This window comes from Luteibacter rhizovicinus DSM 16549 (genome assembly GCF_001887595.1).
Taxonomy (GTDB): domain Bacteria; phylum Pseudomonadota; class Gammaproteobacteria; order Xanthomonadales; family Rhodanobacteraceae; genus Luteibacter; species Luteibacter rhizovicinus.
Genome location: NZ_CP017480.1, coordinates 2034381 through 2054611 on the forward strand (window position 1 = coordinate 2034381; position 20231 = coordinate 2054611).

Below are 20231 nucleotides of genomic sequence, written 5' to 3' on the forward strand. Positions count from 1 at the left end.
GAGCGCGCGGCGTGTCCATGACGGACGCGCCGCCCACGGACCGAAAGGTCCCGACACCAGGACACAAACGTGGGTTTTTCGACACTCTTCATTCGCCGACCGATCGCGACCTCGCTGCTGATGGTGGCGGTGCTGTTGCTCGGTATCCTCGGCTACCGCCAGCTACCGGTGTCGGCGCTGCCGGAGATCAGTGCGCCGAGCATGGTCGTCACCACGCAGTATCCGGGTGCCAGCGCCACGACGATGGCTGCCCTGGTCACCACGCCACTCGAGCGTAACTTCGGCCAGATTTCCGGCCTGACCTCGATGAGCTCGGACTCGTCGGCGGGGCTGTCGACGATCGTGCTGCAGTTCGCCATGGATCGCGACATCGACGTCGCCGCGCAGGACGTGCAGGCGGCGATCAACCAGGCACGCGGTACGCTGCCGAACAACCTGCCGTATCCGCCGGTCTACAACCGCGTGAACCCGGCCGACGCGCCGATCATGACCCTCATGCTCACCTCGGACAGCCTGCCGCTGCGCGACGTGAACAACTACGCCGACTCGATCATCGCGCAGAAGCTGGCGCAGGTGCAGGGCGTGGGCCTGGTCTCGATCGCCGGTAACGTGCGTCCGGCCGTGCGTATCCAGATCAACCCGGCGCAGCTGGCCAACCTCGGCCTGACCATGGAGGACGTGCGCAGCTCGCTCACGCAGGCCAACGTCAACGCGCCCAAGGGCACGCTCAACGGCAAGACCCAGTCGTACAGCATCGGCACCAACGACCAGCTGGCCGATGCGGCCGAGTACAAGGGCACCATCATCGCGTACAAGAACGGCGCACCCGTGCGTCTTTCCGATGTCGCCAACGTGATCGACGGTGTCGAGAACGACCAGCTCGCCGCCTGGGCGAACGGGAAGCCTGCCGTCCTGCTCGACATCCGCCGGCAGCCCGGCGCGAACATCGTGCAGACGGTGCAGCAGATCCGCCAGACCATCCCCGACCTGCAGAAGGTGCTTCCGGCCGACGTTCACCTGAAGGTGTTCTCCGATCGGACGATCACCATCCGCGCCTCGGTCGAGGACGTCCAGTTCACCCTCATCCTGACGATCTTCCTCGTCGTCGCGGTGATCTTCGTCTTCCTGCGCCGCCTGTGGGCCACGGTCATCCCGTCGGTCGCGGTGCCGCTGTCGCTGGTCGGCACCTTCGGTGTGATGGCCTTCGCCGGCATGTCGCTGGACAACCTCTCGCTGATGGCGCTCGCGGTCGCCACGGGCTTCGTCGTCGACGATGCGATCGTGATGATCGAGAACATCGTCCGATACATCGAGCAGGGCCACGATGCCAAGACCGCTGCGGAAATCGGTGCGAAGGAAATCGGCTTCACCGTCCTGTCGCTGACCGTTTCGCTGATTGCGGTGTTCCTGCCGCTGCTGCTGATGCCGGGCGTCACGGGTCGCCTGTTCCACGAGTTCGCCTGGGTGCTGACGATCGCCGTCGCCATCTCCATGCTGGTCTCCCTGACCCTCACCCCGATGATGTGCGCTTACCTGCTCAAGGCTGACGAGCTGCCGGACGCGGAAGACGCGCACGAGCACGCTTCCGCTTCGGGCAAGCACACCACGTGGTCGCGCATCGTCGATGGCTACGGCAGCAGCCTCGACTGGGTGCTCGACCACCGTCCGTTGACCATGGTCGTCGCCGCACTCACCGTGGCCCTGACCGTGGTGCTCTACATCATCATTCCCAAGGGCCTGCTGCCCGAGCAGGACACCGGCCTGATCACCGCCGTGGTCCAGGCCGACCAGAACGTCGCCTTCCCGCAGATGGAACAGCGCACCAAGGCCGTCGCCGATGCGCTGGCGAAGGACCCGGCGGTCGCCGGCGTCGCCGCCTTCATCGGTGCGGGCTCGATCAACCCGACGCTCAACCAGGGCCAGCTGTCGCTGGTACTGAAGGATCGCGGCGATCGCGCCTCGCTCGACGAACTCCTGCCGCGCCTGCAGAAGACCGTCGAGAATATCGCCGGTGTCGCGCTGTACCTGAAGCCGGTACAGGACGTCACGCTGGATACCCAGGTCTCGGCAACCGAGTACCAGTACTCGCTGTCCGACGTGAACTCCACCGAGCTGGCCGGCTACGCCCAGCAAATGACCTCCGCGCTGCGCAAGCGCAAGGAGTTGTCGGATGTCGACAACAACCTGGCCGACCAGGGTACGGCGCTGAAGCTGACCATCGATCGCGACAGTGCCAGCCGCCTCGGCGTGCCGGTCCAGACCATCGACGACACCTTGTACGACGCCTTCGGCCAGCGCCAGATCTCGACCATCTTCACCCAGTTGAACCAGTACCGCGTGGTGATGGAAGTCTCGCCCGAGTTCCGCACCAGCTCGGATCTGCTCAACAAGCTGACCGTGCGTGGCAATGGCAACGGCGCGCTCACCGGCTCGAACGCCACCAGCTTCGGCCAGCTGGCATCGAGCAATTCGGCCACGCCGGCCGGTATCGGCAACACCGGTAACGTTGGCTTCCAGGTCGGCGGTGGCGGCACGATTCCGATCACCGCGCTGGCCAGTTCCGTCGTGACCAGTGCGCCGCTGGTGGTGACCCACCTGCAGCAGCTGCCGGCGGTCACGATTTCGTTCAACCTGGCGAAGGGCGAGTCGCTCTCCGAGGCGGTCGCGGCGATCCACGAGGTCGAGAAACAGCTCAACTTCCCGCCGCAGGTGCGTGGCCAGTTCATCGGCAAGGCCGCCGAGTTCTCCTCGTCGGTCGGCGACGAAGTGCTCCTGCTGCTGGCCTCGATCATCGTCATCTACATCGTGCTGGGCGTGCTCTACGAGAGCTACATCCATCCGCTGACGATCATCTCCACGTTGCCGCCGGCGGGCGTCGGTGCCTTGCTGGCCCTGCTCATGTGCGGCATGACCCTCTCGGTCGATGGCATCGTCGGCATCGTGCTGCTGATCGGTATCGTGAAGAAGAACGCGATCATGATGATCGACTTCGCGATCGAGGCGAAGCGCACCGGGCTGAATGCGCAGGAAGCGATCCGTCGTGCCTGCCTGCTGCGCTTCCGCCCGATCATGATGACCACCGCCGCGGCGCTGCTCGGCGCCTTGCCGCTGGCCCTGGGCACCGGCATCGGTTCGGAACTGCGCAAGCCGTTGGGTGTGTCGATCGTCGGCGGCCTGTTGCTCTCGCAGCTGGTCACCCTCTACACCACGCCGGTGATCTACCTCTACATGGAGCGATTCTCCGACTGGCTGGCGGAGCGCAAGGCGCGACGGGAGCTATTACTGGCAGATGCCCGGCCCGCTTCCTGATGCGAAGCGTCGCCGGGGGAGACCGCACCACCCTCATTCGCCGGACGGTTCGCCGCCCGGCGAAACCTTTTTCCGGGATACGCGTTGATACAGGGACGATCGACGCGATCCAGCACGAGACAAGCCGTCCCACTGCATGAATATCTCCGGCCCGTTCATCCGCCGACCCATCGGCACGACCTTGCTCGCCATCGGGCTCTTTGTCGTCGGCATGATCTGTTACTCCCTGCTCGGCGTCGCCGCGCTGCCGAACATCCAGTTCCCCGCGATCTTCGTCCAGGCGCAGCAATCGGGCGCCGATGCGAGCACGATGGCGTCCACCGTTGCCGCACCCCTCGAGCGCCACCTGGGTCAGGTACCGGGCGTGGAGTCGATGCGTTCGAACAGTTCCGAGGGCAGTACCTTCGTCCTGCTTTTCTTCCAGAACGGGACCAATATCGACGCCGCCGCGCGCGACGTGCAGTCGGCGATCAATGCGGCCCAGCCGGACCTTCCCGCCGGCCTGCTCAACGCGCCCTCGTACCAGAAGGCCAACCCCAACGACGATCCGGTGATCGTGCTGGCGCTGACCTCGGACACGGTCGCGCCGACCGAGCTCTACAACGTGGCCGACTCGATCCTCGCGCAGCGGCTGCGCCAGCAGGAGGGCATCGCCTCGGTGGACATCGCCGGCAGCGCCACGCCGGCCATTCGCGTGGACGTGAACCTGCGCGCGCTCAATGCCATGGGCCTGTCGCCGGACCAGCTGCGTAATGCGCTCACCGCCGCCAACGTGACCTCGCCGCAGGGCTTCCTCACCGACGGTTATAGCAACATCGCCGTGACCGCGACGGACTCCCTGCATACGGCCGACGACTTCGGCAAGCTGGTGATCGCGGTCAAGAACAGCGTGCCGATCCGCCTGTCCGACATCGCGCATGTGTACGACGGTCAGCAGGATGCCTACCAGGCCGCATGGTTCAACGGTAAGCCCGGCATCCTGATGTACGTGTATCGCAAGTCGGATGCGAACGTCATCGAGACGGTCGACCGCATCAAGGCGCAGATCCCGACCATGCAGGCCTGGTTGCCGGCTGGCGTCAAACTGCACTCGTTCTTCGACGGCACGCCGACGATCCGTGCCTCGCTCCACGAAGTGCAGGCGACCCTGCTGATCAGCCTCGGCATGGTGATCATGACGATGGCGCTGTTCCTGCGCCGGCTCGCGCCCACCGTCATCGCTGGCCTTGCCGTGCCCTTGTCGCTGGCTGGCGCCTTCGTGGCCATGTATTGCTTCGGCTATACGCTGAACAACCTGACCCTGCTGGCCCTGGTGATCGCGATCGGTTTCGTCGTCGACGATGCCATCGTGGTCATCGAGAATGTCATCCGGCACATGGACGAAGGTCTTTCCCGATTCGAAGCCGCCTTGCTCGGCGCGCGCGAGATCGGCTTCACCATCGTGTCGATTACCGCGTCACTCATCGCGGTGTTCATTCCTTTGTTGTTTGCCGGCGGCATCACCGGCATGTTCTTCAAGGAGTTCACGGTCACCCTGGTCGCCGCGATCGTGGTCTCGGCACTGGTCTCGCTTACGCTGACGCCGTCGCTCTGCGGTCATTTCCTCAAGGCGCACAAGAACGACAAGCCCGAGTCGCGGCTGGGTCGGGCGCTGGAGCGTGGGCAGGAACGACTGATCGGGGTCTATCGCCGTGCGCTGGACTGGTCGTTGCGCCACGCGCTGCTGATGGCGCTCACGCCGCTGGTGCTGGTCGGCATCACCTTCGTGCTTGCCGGCATGGTCAAGGGCGGCTTCTTCCCGCCGCAGGACACAGGACTGATGGCCGCGCGCGCCACGGCCAGCTCGACGGTCTCCTTCGGCGAGATGAAGTCGCGCCAGGCACGCCTCACCGAGATGCTGCTCGCCGATCCCGACGTAAAGTCAGTCGGCTCGCGTCTGGGCACCAGTCGCACCGGTTCGACGGGCTCGTTCAATATCGAGTTGAAGACCGTGGCGGATGGTCGTGAAGACACCACCTTCGACGCACTCGATCGTATTTCCGCCAAGGCCAATAAATACCCCGATCTCAACCTGCGCCTGCGTCCCATCCAGGACCTTCCCACCGGCGGTGGCGGTGGTACGTCGCAGGGTGGCCAGTACTCGGTATCGCTCAAAGGCAACGATGTCGCCGAGCTGCAGGAGTGGTTGCCCAAGCTGGTCGACGCGCTGAAGAAGAACAAGATGCTCAAGGACGTCGGCAGCGATATCGACGCCGCCGGGCTGCGCCAGAACATCGTGATCGATCGCGACACGGCGGGGCGCCTCGGCGTTTCCATCGGCAATATCGACGGCGCGCTGTACAACGCCTTCGGCCAGCGTGCGGTGTCGACGATCTACTCGGACATCAACCAGTACCGCGTCATCGTCAATGCCTTGCCGCAGATGGCGGCCACGCCGGAGTCGCTCAACCAGATCTACGTGAAGGCGGACTCCGGTGCCATGGTGCCGATGTCCGCGGTGACCAAGCAGGTACCGGGACTCGCACCGACCCAGATCGTCCACGAAGATCAGTACACGAGCATGGGCGTCAGCTTCAACCTGGCTCCCGGCGTGAGCATGGGCGAGGCGATGGAAATCATCCAGAAAACGATCAACGGCATGCGCATGCCTGGCGATATCCGTCTGGATGCGGGCAGCGACTTCAGGCGCTTCCAGCAGTCACAGAGCGACATGCCGCTGCTGATCCTGGCCGCGATCATCGTCGTCTACCTGCTGATGGGTATGCTCTACGAGAGCCTGATCCATCCGGTGACGATTCTTTCCACGCTGCCGGCGGCGGGTGTGGGTGCACTCGCTGCGCTGGTGATCACCGATACGGAGCTATCCGTCGTGGCGATGATCGCGTTGGTCCTGCTCATCGGCATCGTAAAGAAGAACGCGATCATGATGATCGACTTCGCTCTCGTTGCCGAGCGCGAGCATCACCTGAACTCGAGGGAGGCGATCCGCGAGGCCTGCCTGGTCCGTTTCCGCCCGATCATGATGACCACCATGGTGGCGATCCTCGCCGCACTGCCGCTGGCCATCGGCCTGGGCGAAGGCTCCGAGCTGCGTCGCCCGCTGGGTATCGCGATGATCGGCGGCCTGATCATTTCGCAGAGCCTGACCCTGCTGTCGACCCCGGCGCTGTACGTGATTTTCGCCTGCCTGTCGGAGCGCTGGAAAGCCCGCAAGGCCCGCCGCCGCGAAGCGCGCATCCTGCGCCTGAGCACCCGGTAGGCGCCCCTGTGCCCCGGCGGCATAACTGCATTGCTGCGTAGCGGCTTTCCCGCCTGCCGCCATCCGCGCCACAATGGTCCGGTTTCCCGCTCGCCGGTGCGCCCTTGAGGCTTGCGCCGGCGGGCCCCATGACCTGGCCCACTCAAGCATAAGGCTCGCCGAATCATGTCCAGCTCGCCCAAGATCATCTACACCCTCACCGACGAGGCCCCGTTCCTCGCCACGGCGTCGTTCCTGCCGATCATCGAGGCCTTTGCGGGCACCGCCGGCGTGGCTGTCGAGACGCGCGATATCTCGCTCGCCGGCCGCATCCTCTCGCAGTTTCCGGATTACCTCAGCGACGCCCAGAAAATCGGCGATCACCTGGCGGAACTCGGTGCCCTGGCGACCACGCCGGACGCCAACATCATCAAGCTGCCCAACATCAGCGCCTCCGTGCCGCAGATGAAGGCCGCGATCCGCGAGCTCCAGTCGCAGGGTTACAAGCTGCCCGATTACGTCGATGCTCCTTCCACCGACGAGCAGAAGGACACGAACGCGCGCTATGGCAAGGCCATGGGCAGTGCCGTGAATCCCGTGCTGCGCGAAGGTAATTCCGACCGCCGCGCGCCGCTTTCGGTGAAGAACTTCGCTCGTAAGCACCCGCACCGCATGGGCAAGTGGTCGAGCGAATCGAAGTCGCATGTCTCGCACATGGACGGCGGTGATTTCTACGGCAGCGAGACGTCGGCCACGCTGGAGAAGGCGGGCAACCTGCGTATTGAATTCACGGCGGCCGATGGCAGCGTGAAAGTGCTGAAGGACAAGGTCGCGGTCAAGGTTGGCGAGATCGTCGACGCCGCAGTGATGAGCAAGAAGGCTCTCGCCAGCTTCATCGATGCGCAGATCGCCGATGCGCAGGCGAAGGGCGTGCTCTTCTCGCTGCACCTGAAGGCCACCATGATGAAGGTGTCCGATCCGATCATGTTCGGCATCGTCGTACGCGAATTCTATAAGGACGTGCTGGGCAAGCACGCCGATGCGCTCAAGCAGATCGGCTTCGACGCCAATAACGGCATCGGCGACCTCTACGCCCGTTTCGACAAGCTCGATGCGACCACGCGCGCGGCGATCGAAGCCGACCTGAAAGCCGTGTACGCGAACCGCCCGGCGCTGGCCATGGTCAACTCCGACAAGGGCATCACCAACCTTCACGTGCCCAGCGACGTCATCGTCGACGCTTCCATGCCGGCGATGATCCGCGACTCCGGTGGCATGTGGAACGGTGAAGGCAAGCTGCAGGACGCCAAGGCCGTCATCCCCGATCGCTCGTATGCGGGTGTGTACCAGGCCGTGATCGAGGACTGCATCGCCCACGGGGCATTCGATCCGGCGACCATGGGCAGCGTGCCCAACGTCGGCCTGATGGCGCAGAAGGCCGAGGAGTACGGTTCGCACGACAAGACGTTCCAGATTCCGGCAGACGGCAAGGTGCGCGTCATCGCCGATGACGGCAGCGTTGTCTTCGAGCACGCCGTCGAGGCGGGCGACATCTGGCGCATGTGCCAGACCAAGGACGCACCGATCCAGGATTGGGTGAAGCTCGCCGTACAGCGTGCACGCCTCTCGGCGACGCCGGCCGTGTTCTGGCTGGACAAGAGCCGCGCCCATGACGCGCAGGTGATCGCCAAGGTCGAGCGCTACCTCAAGGATCACGACACGAGCGGTCTGGACATTCGCATCCTCGATCCGGTCGCGGCGACGAAGCTGTCGCTGGATCGCATCCGCAAGGGCGAGGACACCATCTCGGTCACCGGTAACGTGCTGCGTGATTACCTGACCGACCTGTTCCCGATCATGGAGCTGGGCACCTCGGCGAAGATGCTCTCCATCGTGCCGCTGATGGCCGGTGGTGGCCTGTTCGAAACCGGCGCGGGTGGTTCGGCGCCGAAGCACGTCCAGCAGTTCGTCGAAGAGGATTACCTGCGTTGGGATTCGCTGGGTGAGTTCCTCGCGCTGGCGGCGTCGCTCGAACACCTCGGCGAGCGCTACGACAACCAGCACGCCCGCGTGCTTGCGAAGACGCTCGACGTGGCCAATGGCCGCTTCCTCGACAGCAACAAGTCGCCAGCGCGCAAGGTCGGCGAGATCGACAACCGTGGCAGCCACTTCTACCTGGCCATGTACTGGGCTGAAGCGCTCGCTGCGCAGAACGACGACGCGGACCTGAAGGCGCGGTTCACGGCGGTGGCGAAGGAGCTGGCCGAGAACGAAGAAAAGATCATCGGTGAACTCAACGGTGCGCAGGGCAAGCCGGTCGAGATCAAGGGCTACTACCACCCGGACATGGCCCTGGTCAGCGCAGCGATGCGTCCCAGCGCCACGTTCAACCAGGCGATCGCAACGCTGCTCGCCTCGCGTTGACCGGGTCCCTGCGGGACGCCGCCTACGCGGCCCCCGCAGGGTCTGTCCTTACTCCTGTCGCAGGCCCCAGCTTGCGGGCATCGCCTCGATCGCCCACTGGGCGATCAGTTCGTGCACACGCGTGGTGGGGTGCAGGCTGTCCCAGAACACATACGTTGACGGGTCGGTGCAGCCGGCCCTCGGTGTCTGCGTCTGGAGGTAGGTGAGCGAGCCGGGCGAATCGATCTCAAGGCAGGACTCTCGCGCGTTCGTGAAGCCGAGTGTCGCCGGGCTGGCAATGAGCTCGTCGAAGCGCTTGCGTGCATCCATGATGTGGATCTCCGTACCCTCGGTGCGCGCGACTATCCGGGCGACCACGTCGCGAATCCGCGAGTTGTAGTACTCGACTTTTCCCAGCACCGTGCTTTCATCGGTGCGGCCACCCTGCATGGTGAATACGGGCGCGAGAGTCAGGTCCGGCAGGTTCACGATGAGGATCCGGCGTGCACCGCCTGCAACAAGCTTTTCGAGCAGCTTTTCCTGGTCGATGACAACCTGTTTCGCTGCCTGGGTGTCGTTGACGAAATCGTTGCCGCCGATCAGGAAGGTGAACAGAGTACGTGACGGCTCGTAGCCGTCCGCTTTCGACGCGTACTCGAAAAAGCTGTCTATCTGTTTTCCGACGCCCTGGATCAATCCGACCTGAGCGTCTTTCGTCTGTGCGCCGCCCACCGCCCAGTTGTTCAGCGTGAGGCCCGTACGCATGGCGAGGTGCTCGACCCAGATGGGACCGTTGCTGAAACGGCCCACATACCACGACGCCCTGTAAGGGAGGAGCCACTGGGACTCGTTGTACATGTTCCGGGAGTCGCTCAGGCTGTCCCCGAATGACACGATGCGCTCGATGGGCCTGCCTTTCGCCAGGTCGCCGTTATGCCAGATGTCGTAGTTGTTGCTCACGCCGCCGCTGGTCGCGCTGATCAAGGCCAGCTGGTTGGCCACGGAGATCCTGGCGATCCTGTCGACGCAGACGTTGTGGAGCTCGGTCGGCGAAGCGTTCGTGAAGAACATGCTGCGTGACCTGAGGATGTCCGTGGAGTGCCAGTATCCCTTCAGTCGTATTCCCGCATCGACGAAATCGGTCTTCACGTTCATCGGATCCGACTGGAGCGTGAAATGGCAACGCACGTCGGTGGTTGTTGCAGTGTCTAGCGAGGCGGGCGCCTCATTGGCTACGGCGGCGGCCCTGCCGGGCACGGTACTGATGCAGGCGAGGGCTGCGAGCATCACGCGGTGTCCGTTCCTGGACATGTCGATCTCCTTGAGAATGGAACGCCAGTTAGTGCTGGCGATAGGTATCCTGCCTCCCGGCGGCCGCGTCGGGATGTCGGCGGATGCCTGGAGAGGGAGTCATCGATCTCCTCAAGTCGGCTTTTGTCTGCCCTAGGCGGCAGTGCTCGCGATGCGCAGCGAATCGAGTTCCACGCCAGTCAGTACGAGTGTCGCCGACTTTGCCAGGTCGGCCAGCTGCTCCACGGTCGTTGCGCTGGCGATGGCGGCGGAAATCCCCGGCTGCGCGATCACCCATGCCAGTGCGACCTGGGCAGGCGTCGCCGCATGCGAGGCCGCGACCGCGTCCAGGGCAGCCAGCACGCGCAGCCCCCGCGCATCGAGATATTTTTTCACGGCGCCACCGCGTACCTTGCTCTTCTGCAGGTCGGCCTCGCTACGGTACTTGCCGCTGAGGAAGCCACTGGCCAGCGAGTAATAGCTGATAACGCCGATGTTTTCCTTCACGCACAACGGCTGCATATCTTCTTCGAAGCCAGCGCGGTCCATCAGGTTGTACTCGGGCTGCAGCGACTCGTAACGTGCGAGCGATTTCGACGCACTCGTGGAGACCGCATCGGCCAGGCGGTTGGCGCTGTAATTCGAGGCACCGATCACGCGCACCTTGCCCGCCTTCACCAGGTCGTCGAAGGCGCGCAAGCTCTCTTCGAGCGGCACCTTCGCATCGTCTTCGTGCGACTGGTACAGGTCGATGTAATCGGTCTTCAGGCGGCGCAGCGAATCGTCCACCGCCTCCTTGATATTGATCGGCGACAGTCCCGGGTAACGCGCCCACTTGCCTACCTTGGTCGCGATGACGACGCGGTCGCGCTTGCCGCTCTTCTTCAGCCAGTTGCCGATGATGGTTTCGGATTCGCCACCTTCGTTACCGGGGACCCACGCTTCGTAGACATCCGCCGTGTCGATGAGGTTGAAGCCGTGATCGACGAAGGCATCGAGGAGCTCGAATGAGCGGGGCTCGTCCGCGCTCCAGCCGAACACATTGCCGCCGAAGGCGAGCGGGGCGACCTGCAGGGATGAACGACCGATGGGGCGAAGCGTCATGCGTCTCTCCGGAATGGGCGGAAACCGCCATTTTGGAGCACGCAAGGTTCAGGCGATGTATCCGTCAGCAGCTCGCACAGGCCGGGCAGGCAGAAACCTCTCGCGATGCCTTACGCTCTTCATGGCGGATGGGCGGCGTGGCTTGCGGTGAACCTGCGCCACGGTCGGCGATAAGCTCGTCGCGGCCAAGGCGGAAAATGAGTTCGCGGTCGACGATGTGGCCGTGCATGAAGGCGAGGCCGGTAAAGATCGAAGCCATGACGTACTCCTTGCGGATGGAGTCGCAACCCCTTGCGACTATCGGTGGAGTTAAGGGTGCCCGTTCCGCAGGCCGCCAAAAAGCGATATGTTTGCAACCTGGACTTGAGGATTTTTCACATGTCTCGCTTGCCGCTCGGTCAGCTACAGGGGTTCGTCCTGGTCGCCCGGACCGGCAAGCTGTCGCTTGCCGCGGAGCAGCTCAACCTCACGGTGAGCGCGCTGAGTCACCAGATCCGCCATCTCGAGGAGCGTCTCGATCGCTCGTTGTTCGATCGCGGACCACGCGGTGTCACGCTCACCGCCGACGGTAATAACCTGCTCGACTCGATCGGCCACCATTTCGATGGCATCGAGCACGCGCTCAATCGCTATGCGAGCCGTCACCAGGACACCGTCACCCTCAGCGTGTTGCCTTCGGTCGCGTCGAGCTGGCTGGTCCCGCGCCTTCCCCGGCTGGTGGGTGCGCATCCGGAACTGGAGCTCAGCCTGTCTTCGTCCGTGTCGGTCGTGGACTTCGATCGCGAGCCGACCATCGACGTCGCCTTCCGCTATGGATTGGGCTCATGGCCGCGAACCAAGGCGGACAAATTGTTCGCCGAGTACATCGTGCCGATTGCCAGCCCGTCGCTGGTTCGCAAGATGGGTGGGCTGCCAACGACGTCGCTGGAAGGCTGGCCGCTGCTCGGCGACCCCTCGGGCCGCTGGAACGACTGGGCCGAGGCCTTCGGCATGCCCTTGCCTTCGCGCTACGTCGCCCGCTTCGACAACACGGAGCATCTCCAGCGTGCCGTCCTGGAAGGCATGGGCGTAGCCCTGGGTCGCCTCGTCATGGCCCGCTCGCTGATCGAGTGCGGGGCGCTCACGGTGCTCTGCAAGGAGCGGCTGCGGGTGGCCGAAGCCTATTACCTCGTCTACCCGAAGCGGTCCGAATCGCATAGCGGCGTGACCCGGTTCCGTGATTGGCTGATGGGGGAGGCCCGGGAGTACGAGGCGGGGATCACGGATGGGCGGCCCACGACGGAAGCCAGTTGAGCATGGCTTTCAGCTAAGCCGCTCCGTTGGCTTTTCGCCGCTGAAGCGGCTCCCACATTTGCCTTCGTTGGGCTCATTAAGGCTTGACCGATCCTCGCTGCGGCGCGACAATTCCCGGGCTACCGCTCCGCTCTTATCGTGCGGTGGCACCCTTCTTAGCTTATCCAGGCTTATGGACGTCTACCCTAGTCGACGCGCCGGCTTCCGCTCGCATCGGAGCCCGGCGCTGGCAAAACTCATCGCCCGCGGCGACCGCACCCGGTCTGTCGGCGCTTTCCTCCGCTAGGGAAAGTCCGGCTCTCCTCGTCGGAAGCTCGCGAGCTTCCGTTATTTCGAGGATTGAGCCATGTACATCCAGCTCGAAAAGACCGGCCCGCGCATGTTCGGCCGCCGTCTCGCTTTCGCTCTTGCCCGTCGTCGTGCCAACGAGGCCTCCCCGGCCAAGCGCACGATCACCGTTCCGCGCTCGCTCGACACCGCTGAAAGCAATTTGAAACGGGCTGACGGCAAACTGCCGCAGGCATGAACAGCGACATAGACTCTACGGCGCGGCTTTCGCCGTCCGCCGTCACGATTACCCGGAAACCGAACGTCGGCTCCGCGCCGGCGCGCACGCCTTCAGCTGCCAGCTGAGAGCCGCTCGCGCCCGTCCGGAGAGGTCGTCCGGAAAGGCAGTGAGCCATGAAGAAGCACATCTCGCAGGCGGCCGTCGCCGCTAAAGCCTTCACCAACGCCAGTGCCGACGCCTACCGTCCGGCCGACGAACTGCTGCGCTCGCTGGACGCCCGCACCGACGGTCTGGACGAGGTCGCCATCGCCGAGCGGCTGGACCGCGACGGCATCAACGAAGTCGGGCACGAGAAGCCGCCGCACTGGTCGATCCAGCTGCTGCACGCCTTCCGCAACCCCTTCATCATCGTCTTGCTCGTCCTTGCGGTGGTCCAGCTCGTCACCGCGCCGGATGATCTCACCGGCCCGGTGATCATCGCGGTGATGGTCGGCATCAGCGTGCTCCTCTCGTTCTCCCAGGAGTTTCGCTCCTCGCGGGCGGCCGAGAAGCTCAAGGCCATGGTCCGCAATACCTCCACGGTGACCCGCCGTGCCGAGGACGGGCACGCCGAGCGGATCGAAGTGCCGGTCGAGGAACTGGTGGTGGGCGACATCGTCCACCTCGGCGCCGGCGACATGGTGCCGGCCGACCTTCGCCTGCTGGCCGCCAAGGACCTGTTCATCAGCCAGGCCATCCTCACCGGCGAATCGCTGCCGGTGGAGAAGGCCGCACCGAACGCCACCACTGGTCCGGGCACCGCCGACGGTCCGCTGGACCTGCCCACGGTCTGCTACATGGGCACCAACGTGGTCTCCGGCACGGCGACGGCCGTGGTGCTGGCGACCGGCGCACGTACCTATCTCGGCTCGCTCGCGCACACCCTCTCGGGCGAGCGCGTGCAGACCAGCTTCGACCGCGGCATCTCCTCGGTGAGCTGGCTGCTGATCCGCTTCATGGCGGTGATGGTGCCGGTGGTCTTCCTGATCAACGGCTTCGACAAGCACGACTGGCTCGAAGCCTTCATGTTCGGCCTCTCGGTCGCGGTCGGCCTGACGCCGGAAATGCTGCCGCTGATCGTCACCGCCAACCTCGGCAAGGGCGCCATCGCCATGTCGAAGCGCAAGGTGGTGGTCAAGCGCCTCAATGCGATCCAGAACTTCGGCGCGATGGACGTGCTGTGCACCGACAAGACCGGCACGCTGACGCTGGACAAGATCGTGCTCGAACGCCATGTCGACCTCAACGGTGACGACTCCGACGACGCGCTGGAGTATGGCTACCTCAACAGCCGCTTCCAGACCGGCCTGCGCAACCTCATGGACAAGGCGGTGCTGACGCATCGCGACCTCGAGCCGATCGCTTCCCGCTTCCACGTGGTCGACGAGATTCCTTTCGACTTCCAGCGCCGGCGCATGTCGGTCGTGGTATCGGACGGTCGCGGCGAGCAATTGCTTGTGTGCAAGGGCGCCGTCGAAGAGATGCTGCAGATCTGCAGCGAGGCACGGATCGGCGATGTGGTCGAGCCGATGACCTCGGAGAAGCGTGCCGAGATCCGCGCGATGACGCGCGAACTCAACGAGGACGGCCTGCGCGTGCTCATCGTCGCCATTCGCCGTGACCCGGCGGGCGAGCGGGCTTACGGCGTGGCCGACGAATCGGGCCTGACCGCGGTCGGCTGCCTGGCCTTCCTCGATCCGCCGAAGGATTCGGCGGCGACAGCGATTCGTGCGCTGAACCATCACGGCGTCGCGGTGAAGGTCATCACCGGCGACAACGAAGCGGTTACGCGCAAGATCTGTACCGAAGTGGGTCTCGACGTCACGGCATCCGCTCTCGGGCGCGATATCGAACAGCTGGATGACGATGCGCTCGACGCGATGGTCGAGAAGACCACGGTGTTCGCGAAGATGTCGCCGGTACAGAAGGCGCGCGTGGTCAAGGCGCTGCAGCGGCGCGGTCACACCGTCGGTTTCCTGGGTGACGGCATCAACGATGCGCCGGCACTGCGCGAAGCGGATGTCGGCATCTCGGTCGACACGGCAACGGATATCGCCAAGGAATCGGCGGACATCATCCTGCTCGAGAAGAACCTGATGGTGCTGGAGGAGGGCGTGATCGAAGGTCGCGTCACCTTCGGCAACATCATGAAGTACATCAAGATGACCGCCAGCTCGAACTTCGGCAACGTGTTCAGCGTGCTGGTGGCGAGTGCTTTCCTGCCGTTCCTGCCGATGCTGCCCCTGCAGATCCTCGTGCAGAACCTGCTGTACGACCTGTCCCAGCTGTCGATCCCGTTCGATCGCATGGACGAGGAGTACCTGCGTCACCCGCGCAAATGGGATGCGGGCGATATCGGTCGCTTCATGGTCTGGATCGGTCCGGTCAGCTCGGTGTTCGACATCACCACGTTCTGGCTGATGTGGCATTACTTCGGTGCCCACGACGTCGCCCACCAGTCGTTGTTCCAGTCGGGCTGGTTCATTGAAGGCCTGCTCTCGCAGACCCTCGTGGTGCACATGATCCGCACGCGACGCGTTCCGTTCCTGCAGAGCGTGGCCTCCGCACCGGTGCTGGCCCTGACCGGCGCGATCATGGTCATCGGCATGCTGATTCCCTACTCGGGGCTCGGTGCGCGCATCGGCATGGTGCCGCTGCCGGGCATCTACTTCGCCTGGCTGGCGGTGACCCTGGTGAGCTATTGCGTGCTCACCCAGCTGATGAAGACGATCTACATCCGCCGCTACGGACGCTGGCTGTAAGACTACGAACCGGCATGGGCGTCGATGGACAGACGCCCATGCGCGGGTACGGTGTCATGTGTGCTCCCCAACCAAGGAGACACCACGATGCTTCGAAACACCCTCGCCGCCGCCCTGCTGTTCGTTCCCGCCGTTGTCATGGCCCAGGCGGATACCCCGCCGAAACCGGCCCCGGCTCCCGTTCCCGCACGCTACGTCGACGCGATCGACTGGCCGGCATCCGAAGCCGGTCTCGAGCGCTTCCAGAAGCTCGAAGAGCACCTCTCGGGTGCGTTCGCCAACGTCTGCGGCGACACCTTCTGCGAAGGCGACTACGGCAACCTGCGGCCGATGCAGCTGCGCTGCTCGGTCGATTCCACCAAGGGCACGATGAAACAGTGCCTGTGGACGTTCGCCGGCAGCTACACCCAAGTCAACGGCAAGTCCGGTGCCGTGCAGGTCAACGCCAAACTGTTCAAGTGCAAGCTCGCGCTCGCCAAGGACACACCGGCCGAGTCGTTCTACGAAACGCTCATGGCGGCGAAGGATCCGCTGGAAGTGAAGCTTCCGATGACCCGTAAGACGATCTACGAAGGACTCCTCGGCTGCCTGTAACCGGCTCATCGCAGTAACGCCACGCCCTGCCGCGCGTTCCCTTGCGGCAGGGCGTCTTTGTTGGTCCTCTCCGGATACCCACTCCCGTCGAGGCTACCCGCATGCGCAACACCCTCCCGTTCGCCGCTCTGCTGCTCGCCGTCGCTGCGCCAAGCTTCGCCGACGAGTCGCCCAAGGCGCAGGTCCAGCAGGTGGTAGACACTTTCCAGGCGTCATTGAAAGCAAAGGATGCCAAGGCCCTCGGCGACCTGTTCCTGCCGGAGAGCAAGGCCTGGATCACGACGCTCGGTGAGCCGTCGTTCACCAACGTCAAGGCCAAACACCCCGAGGTGACGCGGTACAAGCAAGGCAGCTGGCAGGAGTTCACGGACTTCGTCGGCAAGGCCAAGGGCAGTGTCGAGGAGCGCTTTCACAACGTACGCATCGATACCGACGGCTCGGTCGCGTCGGTCTACTTCGATTTCGAGTTCCTGATGGACGGCAAGGTCGGCAACCATGGCGCGGAGACCTGGCAGCTGGTCCGCACCGACAACGGCTGGAAGATCGCCGCCATGCTCTACTCCTCGAACTTCTGACCGATAGAATCGGCGGAAACGCGTAGGAGTCATCGTGCAGGAAGATCGGAACGTCACGGTATCGCCGGGCATGGCCTGGGTCGCAGGCCTGCCCATCTTCGGCTGCATGCTGGTGATGGGTTTCCCCTCGTCGATCAGCGATCCGAAAGCGCTGGCGTTCCGCCTGTTCTACACGCTGTCCTACCTCGCCTGGATCGTTCCCCTGGGCTGGTTGCAGCGCGTGCTGTGGCGCCGCGGTGCTAGCTGGTGGACGATGGCGGCGGTGCTGCTGCCGGTGAGCTACGCGATGTCGGTGATCAACGCGGTGGCCGCGCTGGAGAACCTGGCCAGTGCGGAGATGCGCGCGAAGGTCACGTGGGTCTGGGTCTTCGGTGGCCTGGATGGCTGCTGGCTCGCCCTCATCGCGTTCTGCGGCCTGCAGGCCATGGTCCTGCACCGTGCGGCCTTGCGCGCCGAAGGCGAGCGCCTGGTGCTCGCTGCGCAGGCGACACGCGATGCGGAGCTGCGCGCGTTGAAGTACCAGTTGCAGCCGCATTTCCTGTTCAACACCCTCAACGCCATCTCCGCGCTGGTGAACGACGATCGCAAGCGGGATGCCAGCCGGATGATCGCCCGCCTTGGCGACTTCCTTCGTACCACCCTGGAGGAAACGCGAGGGCACGAAGTGACGGTGGGGGACGAAGTGGTGTTCACCTCCGCCTACCTGGACATCGAGAAAGCCAGACTAGGCGACCGCCTGCGCATCGATCTCCAGACCGGTCCCGACACCCTCGATGCGCTGGTGCCCCACTTGCTCCTGCAGCCCCTGGTTGAGAATGCGATACGCCATGGCATCGCGCCCAGGACGGAGGGCGGCACCGTGTCGATCCGCGTACAACGTGAGTCCGAGGCCCTGCGTGTCGTCGTCGAGAACGACTGGCTCGAGGAGGCGGCGAGCGAAGGGCAGGGTGTCGGTCTTGCCAACGTGCGCGCCCGTCTCGACGCTCTTCACCCCGGCGCGCATGCCTTGGAAGCGGGGCCCTTCGGGGCTCGGTGGCGAGTGACTGTGACCTTGCCCTGGCGAGTGTCCCCGCCGACGAAGGAGGCGGGATGATTCGCGTGGCCGTGGTGGACGACGAGCCGCTCGCACGCAGCGGTGTGCTTTCACGTTTGCGTGCCGAGCCGGACGTCACGGTGGTGGCCGAGTGCCACGATGGTCACGCGCTGGCGACGCTGCGCAGGGCCGAGGTGGACGTCGCCTTTGTCGATGTGCAGATGCCCGGCCTGAGCGGGCTCGATGCATTGGCGGCCATCCCTGTGGCGGAACGACCGCTGGCGATCCTGCTCACCGCGCATGACAGCTTCGCCTTGCGCGCTTTTGAACTCAATGCCATCGATTACCTGCTGAAACCGATCGACGACGAACGTTTCGCCGAGGCGATCGACCGCGCGCGTCGCCAGCTCGGGCACACGGTGACGAGCTCCTGGCCTGAACGCTTCAGCATTCGTATCGGCACGCGCCTGAGTTTCGTCGAAGCGGCGGATATCACCTGGATCGAGGCCGACGGCGATTACGCCGCGTTGCACGTGAGCGGACAGCGCCATCTCCTGCGCGAGACCCTGACGACGTTGTCTCGCAAGCTCGATCCAGCGCGCTTCCTTCGCGTGCATCGCTCGGCCATCGTCCGCGTGGATCAGGTCGCGGAGTTCCAGCCCCGTCCCAACCGCGACGCGGTACTTCGCCTGCGCGACGGCACGACGTTGCGAGCGAGCCGCACCTACATCGGCGCCCTGCTCGCCGCTCTTCACCAGCGCACCCACAGCTAGCGACCACCGTCGCAGGGTGCCTCCGGATGCGCCGTGCCTCCGAATCGCCATAACCCGGCCTGCGATTGCGCCCGGTACTCCCGCACATTCACGCTCAGCCCAAGCAAGGAACGCGCATGACCCGCCTCCCCGGACTCGACACGCTGCGCGCCGTCGCCATCGCGTGGGTGCTCCTGTTCCATAGCTACCTCATTGGCGGTCTCGGCGACGGCTACGGTTTGCTGCAGTGGTCCGGGTGGATGGGCGTGGATCTCTTCTTCGTGCTCAGCGGATACCTGATCGGCACGCAGGTCCTGAAGGCCCTGTCCCAGACGGGCACACTCGACTTCCGCGCATTCTACGCGCGCCGCTTCGTGCGCATCCTGCCGGCGTTCTTCGTCGTGCTGGCGCTGTACAAGCTGTGGGCGGCGTGGCCCGAGACGCCGGGCATGCAGCCGTTGTGGCAGTTCCTCACCTTCACCTTCAACCTCCAGTACGACGACGGCGACAACTACGCGTTCTCACACGTGTGGTCGCTTTGCGTCGAGGAACATTTCTATCTTGTCTTCCCCTTCCTTGCCTTCGCGCTGACGCGCAGGCCGGCCGCGTGGAAATTCGCCACGGTGGCGTTGGTCGTCGTCGTGGGCGGCGTGCTGTTACGCGCCTGGTTGTGGACGCACTTCGTCGGCCCGAATGACAGCCCGGTCGGTGGTCCCGCCGACGAACGGGGAACCAGGTATCTGCGTTATCTGTACTACCCGACCTGGGCGCGACTGGACGGGCTCGTTGCCGGTGTCGCGCTGGCGGCCTGCGGTGTCTACCGTCCCGCGTGGTTCGCCTGGATCCACGCCCGTGTGAACCTGCTGCTGGCGCTCGGGGGTGCACTGCTTGCCGCGTCCATCGTGCTCTTCGACAACGCACGCGCCGACTTCTGGCCCTGCGTGGTCGGCTATCCGCTGGTCGCCCTGGCGATGATGGCCTTCGTCGCTGCCGGTAGCGGCGTAACGTGGTTCGCGCGCCTGAAGATCCCCGGTGCCGGTTGGTTGGCATCGGCGTCGTACAGCATCTATCTCAGCCACAAGGGCGTGTTCATGCTGGTGCAGGCAGCGCTCGTCGGCCGGCTGGTCGAGCATGGCCTGTTGCGCTTCGGCATCTATGTGTTGGCGACGTTGGTGGGGGGTGCGGTTCTCCACTACGCGGTGGAGCGTCCGTTCCTGCGTTGGCGCGATCGCCGATCGCATGCGCTGGCTGTCGCGACCCGGTCGTCCGCAGCGGCCTGACACCGTCCTGACAGAAAGGGCACGTCGGGTGCCGCGGCATCCCGGTCGTGC

General features: G+C 64.6%; 14 protein-coding genes. 11 read left to right on the top strand and 3 right to left on the bottom strand.

Going from position 1 to position 20231, the window contains the following annotated elements; all coding sequences use genetic code 11:
• The first annotated feature begins 69 nt into the window (after window positions 1-69).
• The 3 genes from BJI69_RS09135 to BJI69_RS09145 all read left to right on the top strand — a co-directional run bounded on the left by BJI69_RS09135 (window position 70) and on the right by BJI69_RS09145 (window position 8971).
• Window positions 70-3309 carry an efflux RND transporter permease subunit gene (locus BJI69_RS09135; RefSeq protein WP_046968220.1) on the top strand — a complete coding sequence of 1080 codons (3240 nt, stop codon included), beginning with the start codon at window positions 70-72 and terminating at the stop codon, window positions 3307-3309.
• Window positions 3310-3445: 136 nt separating this feature from the next.
• On the top strand, window positions 3446-6568 hold the full coding sequence (locus BJI69_RS09140; RefSeq protein ID WP_046968219.1) for an efflux RND transporter permease subunit: 3123 nt from the start codon (window positions 3446-3448) through the stop codon (window positions 6566-6568).
• A gap of 165 nt (window positions 6569-6733) precedes the next feature.
• Window positions 6734-8971 (top strand): NADP-dependent isocitrate dehydrogenase, encoded by a 2238-nt coding sequence (locus tag BJI69_RS09145; protein ID WP_046968218.1) that lies wholly within the window; start codon window positions 6734-6736, stop codon window positions 8969-8971.
• Between the two features lie 48 nt (window positions 8972-9019).
• Here BJI69_RS09145 and BJI69_RS09150 read toward each other — a convergent pair whose 3' ends face one another.
• The 3 genes from BJI69_RS09150 to BJI69_RS09160 all read right to left on the bottom strand — a co-directional run bounded on the left by BJI69_RS09150 (window position 9020) and on the right by BJI69_RS09160 (window position 11603).
• Window positions 9020-10261, bottom strand: coding sequence for an SGNH/GDSL hydrolase family protein (locus tag BJI69_RS09150; RefSeq protein ID WP_078023115.1), 1242 nt, complete (start codon window positions 10259-10261; stop codon window positions 9020-9022).
• 132 nt (window positions 10262-10393) lie between these two features.
• Window positions 10394-11344, bottom strand: a complete 951-nt coding sequence (locus tag BJI69_RS09155) for an aldo/keto reductase (RefSeq protein WP_046968217.1) — start codon at window positions 11342-11344, stop codon at window positions 10394-10396.
• 64 nt (window positions 11345-11408) lie between these two features.
• Window positions 11409-11603, bottom strand: coding sequence for a hypothetical protein (locus tag BJI69_RS09160; RefSeq protein ID WP_046968216.1), 195 nt, complete (start codon window positions 11601-11603; stop codon window positions 11409-11411).
• Between the two features lie 119 nt (window positions 11604-11722).
• Between BJI69_RS09160 and BJI69_RS09165 the strand changes: the two genes are divergently transcribed.
• From BJI69_RS09165 to BJI69_RS09200, 8 genes are all read left to right on the top strand, one after another.
• Window positions 11723-12637, top strand: a complete 915-nt coding sequence (locus tag BJI69_RS09165) for a LysR substrate-binding domain-containing protein (RefSeq protein WP_046968215.1) — start codon at window positions 11723-11725, stop codon at window positions 12635-12637.
• A gap of 346 nt (window positions 12638-12983) precedes the next feature.
• Entirely contained in the window at window positions 12984-13163 is a 180-nt protein-coding gene (locus BJI69_RS09170; protein ID WP_046968214.1) for a hypothetical protein, read from the top strand.
• 155 nt (window positions 13164-13318) lie between these two features.
• Entirely contained in the window at window positions 13319-15946 is a 2628-nt protein-coding gene (gene mgtA, locus BJI69_RS09175) for a magnesium-translocating P-type ATPase (RefSeq protein ID WP_046968213.1), read from the top strand.
• 87 nt (window positions 15947-16033) lie between these two features.
• On the top strand, window positions 16034-16540 hold the full coding sequence (locus tag BJI69_RS09180) for a hypothetical protein (protein ID WP_052767241.1): 507 nt from the start codon (window positions 16034-16036) through the stop codon (window positions 16538-16540).
• Window positions 16541-16641: 101 nt separating this feature from the next.
• On the top strand, window positions 16642-17115 hold the full coding sequence (locus BJI69_RS09185; RefSeq protein ID WP_046968212.1) for a nuclear transport factor 2 family protein: 474 nt from the start codon (window positions 16642-16644) through the stop codon (window positions 17113-17115).
• A 34-nt stretch (window positions 17116-17149) separates the two neighbouring features.
• Window positions 17150-18208, top strand: a complete 1059-nt coding sequence (locus BJI69_RS09190; RefSeq protein WP_052767240.1) for a sensor histidine kinase — start codon at window positions 17150-17152, stop codon at window positions 18206-18208.
• Window positions 18205-18921 (top strand): LytR/AlgR family response regulator transcription factor, encoded by a 717-nt coding sequence (locus BJI69_RS09195; protein ID WP_046968211.1) that lies wholly within the window; start codon window positions 18205-18207, stop codon window positions 18919-18921. The genes BJI69_RS09190 and BJI69_RS09195 overlap by 4 nt, the downstream gene beginning before the upstream one ends.
• A gap of 116 nt (window positions 18922-19037) precedes the next feature.
• Window positions 19038-20180: an acyltransferase family protein gene (locus BJI69_RS09200; protein WP_046968210.1), complete on the top strand. Its 1143-nt coding sequence runs from the start codon at window positions 19038-19040 to the stop codon at window positions 20178-20180.
• Window positions 20181-20231: the final 51 nt, after the last annotated feature.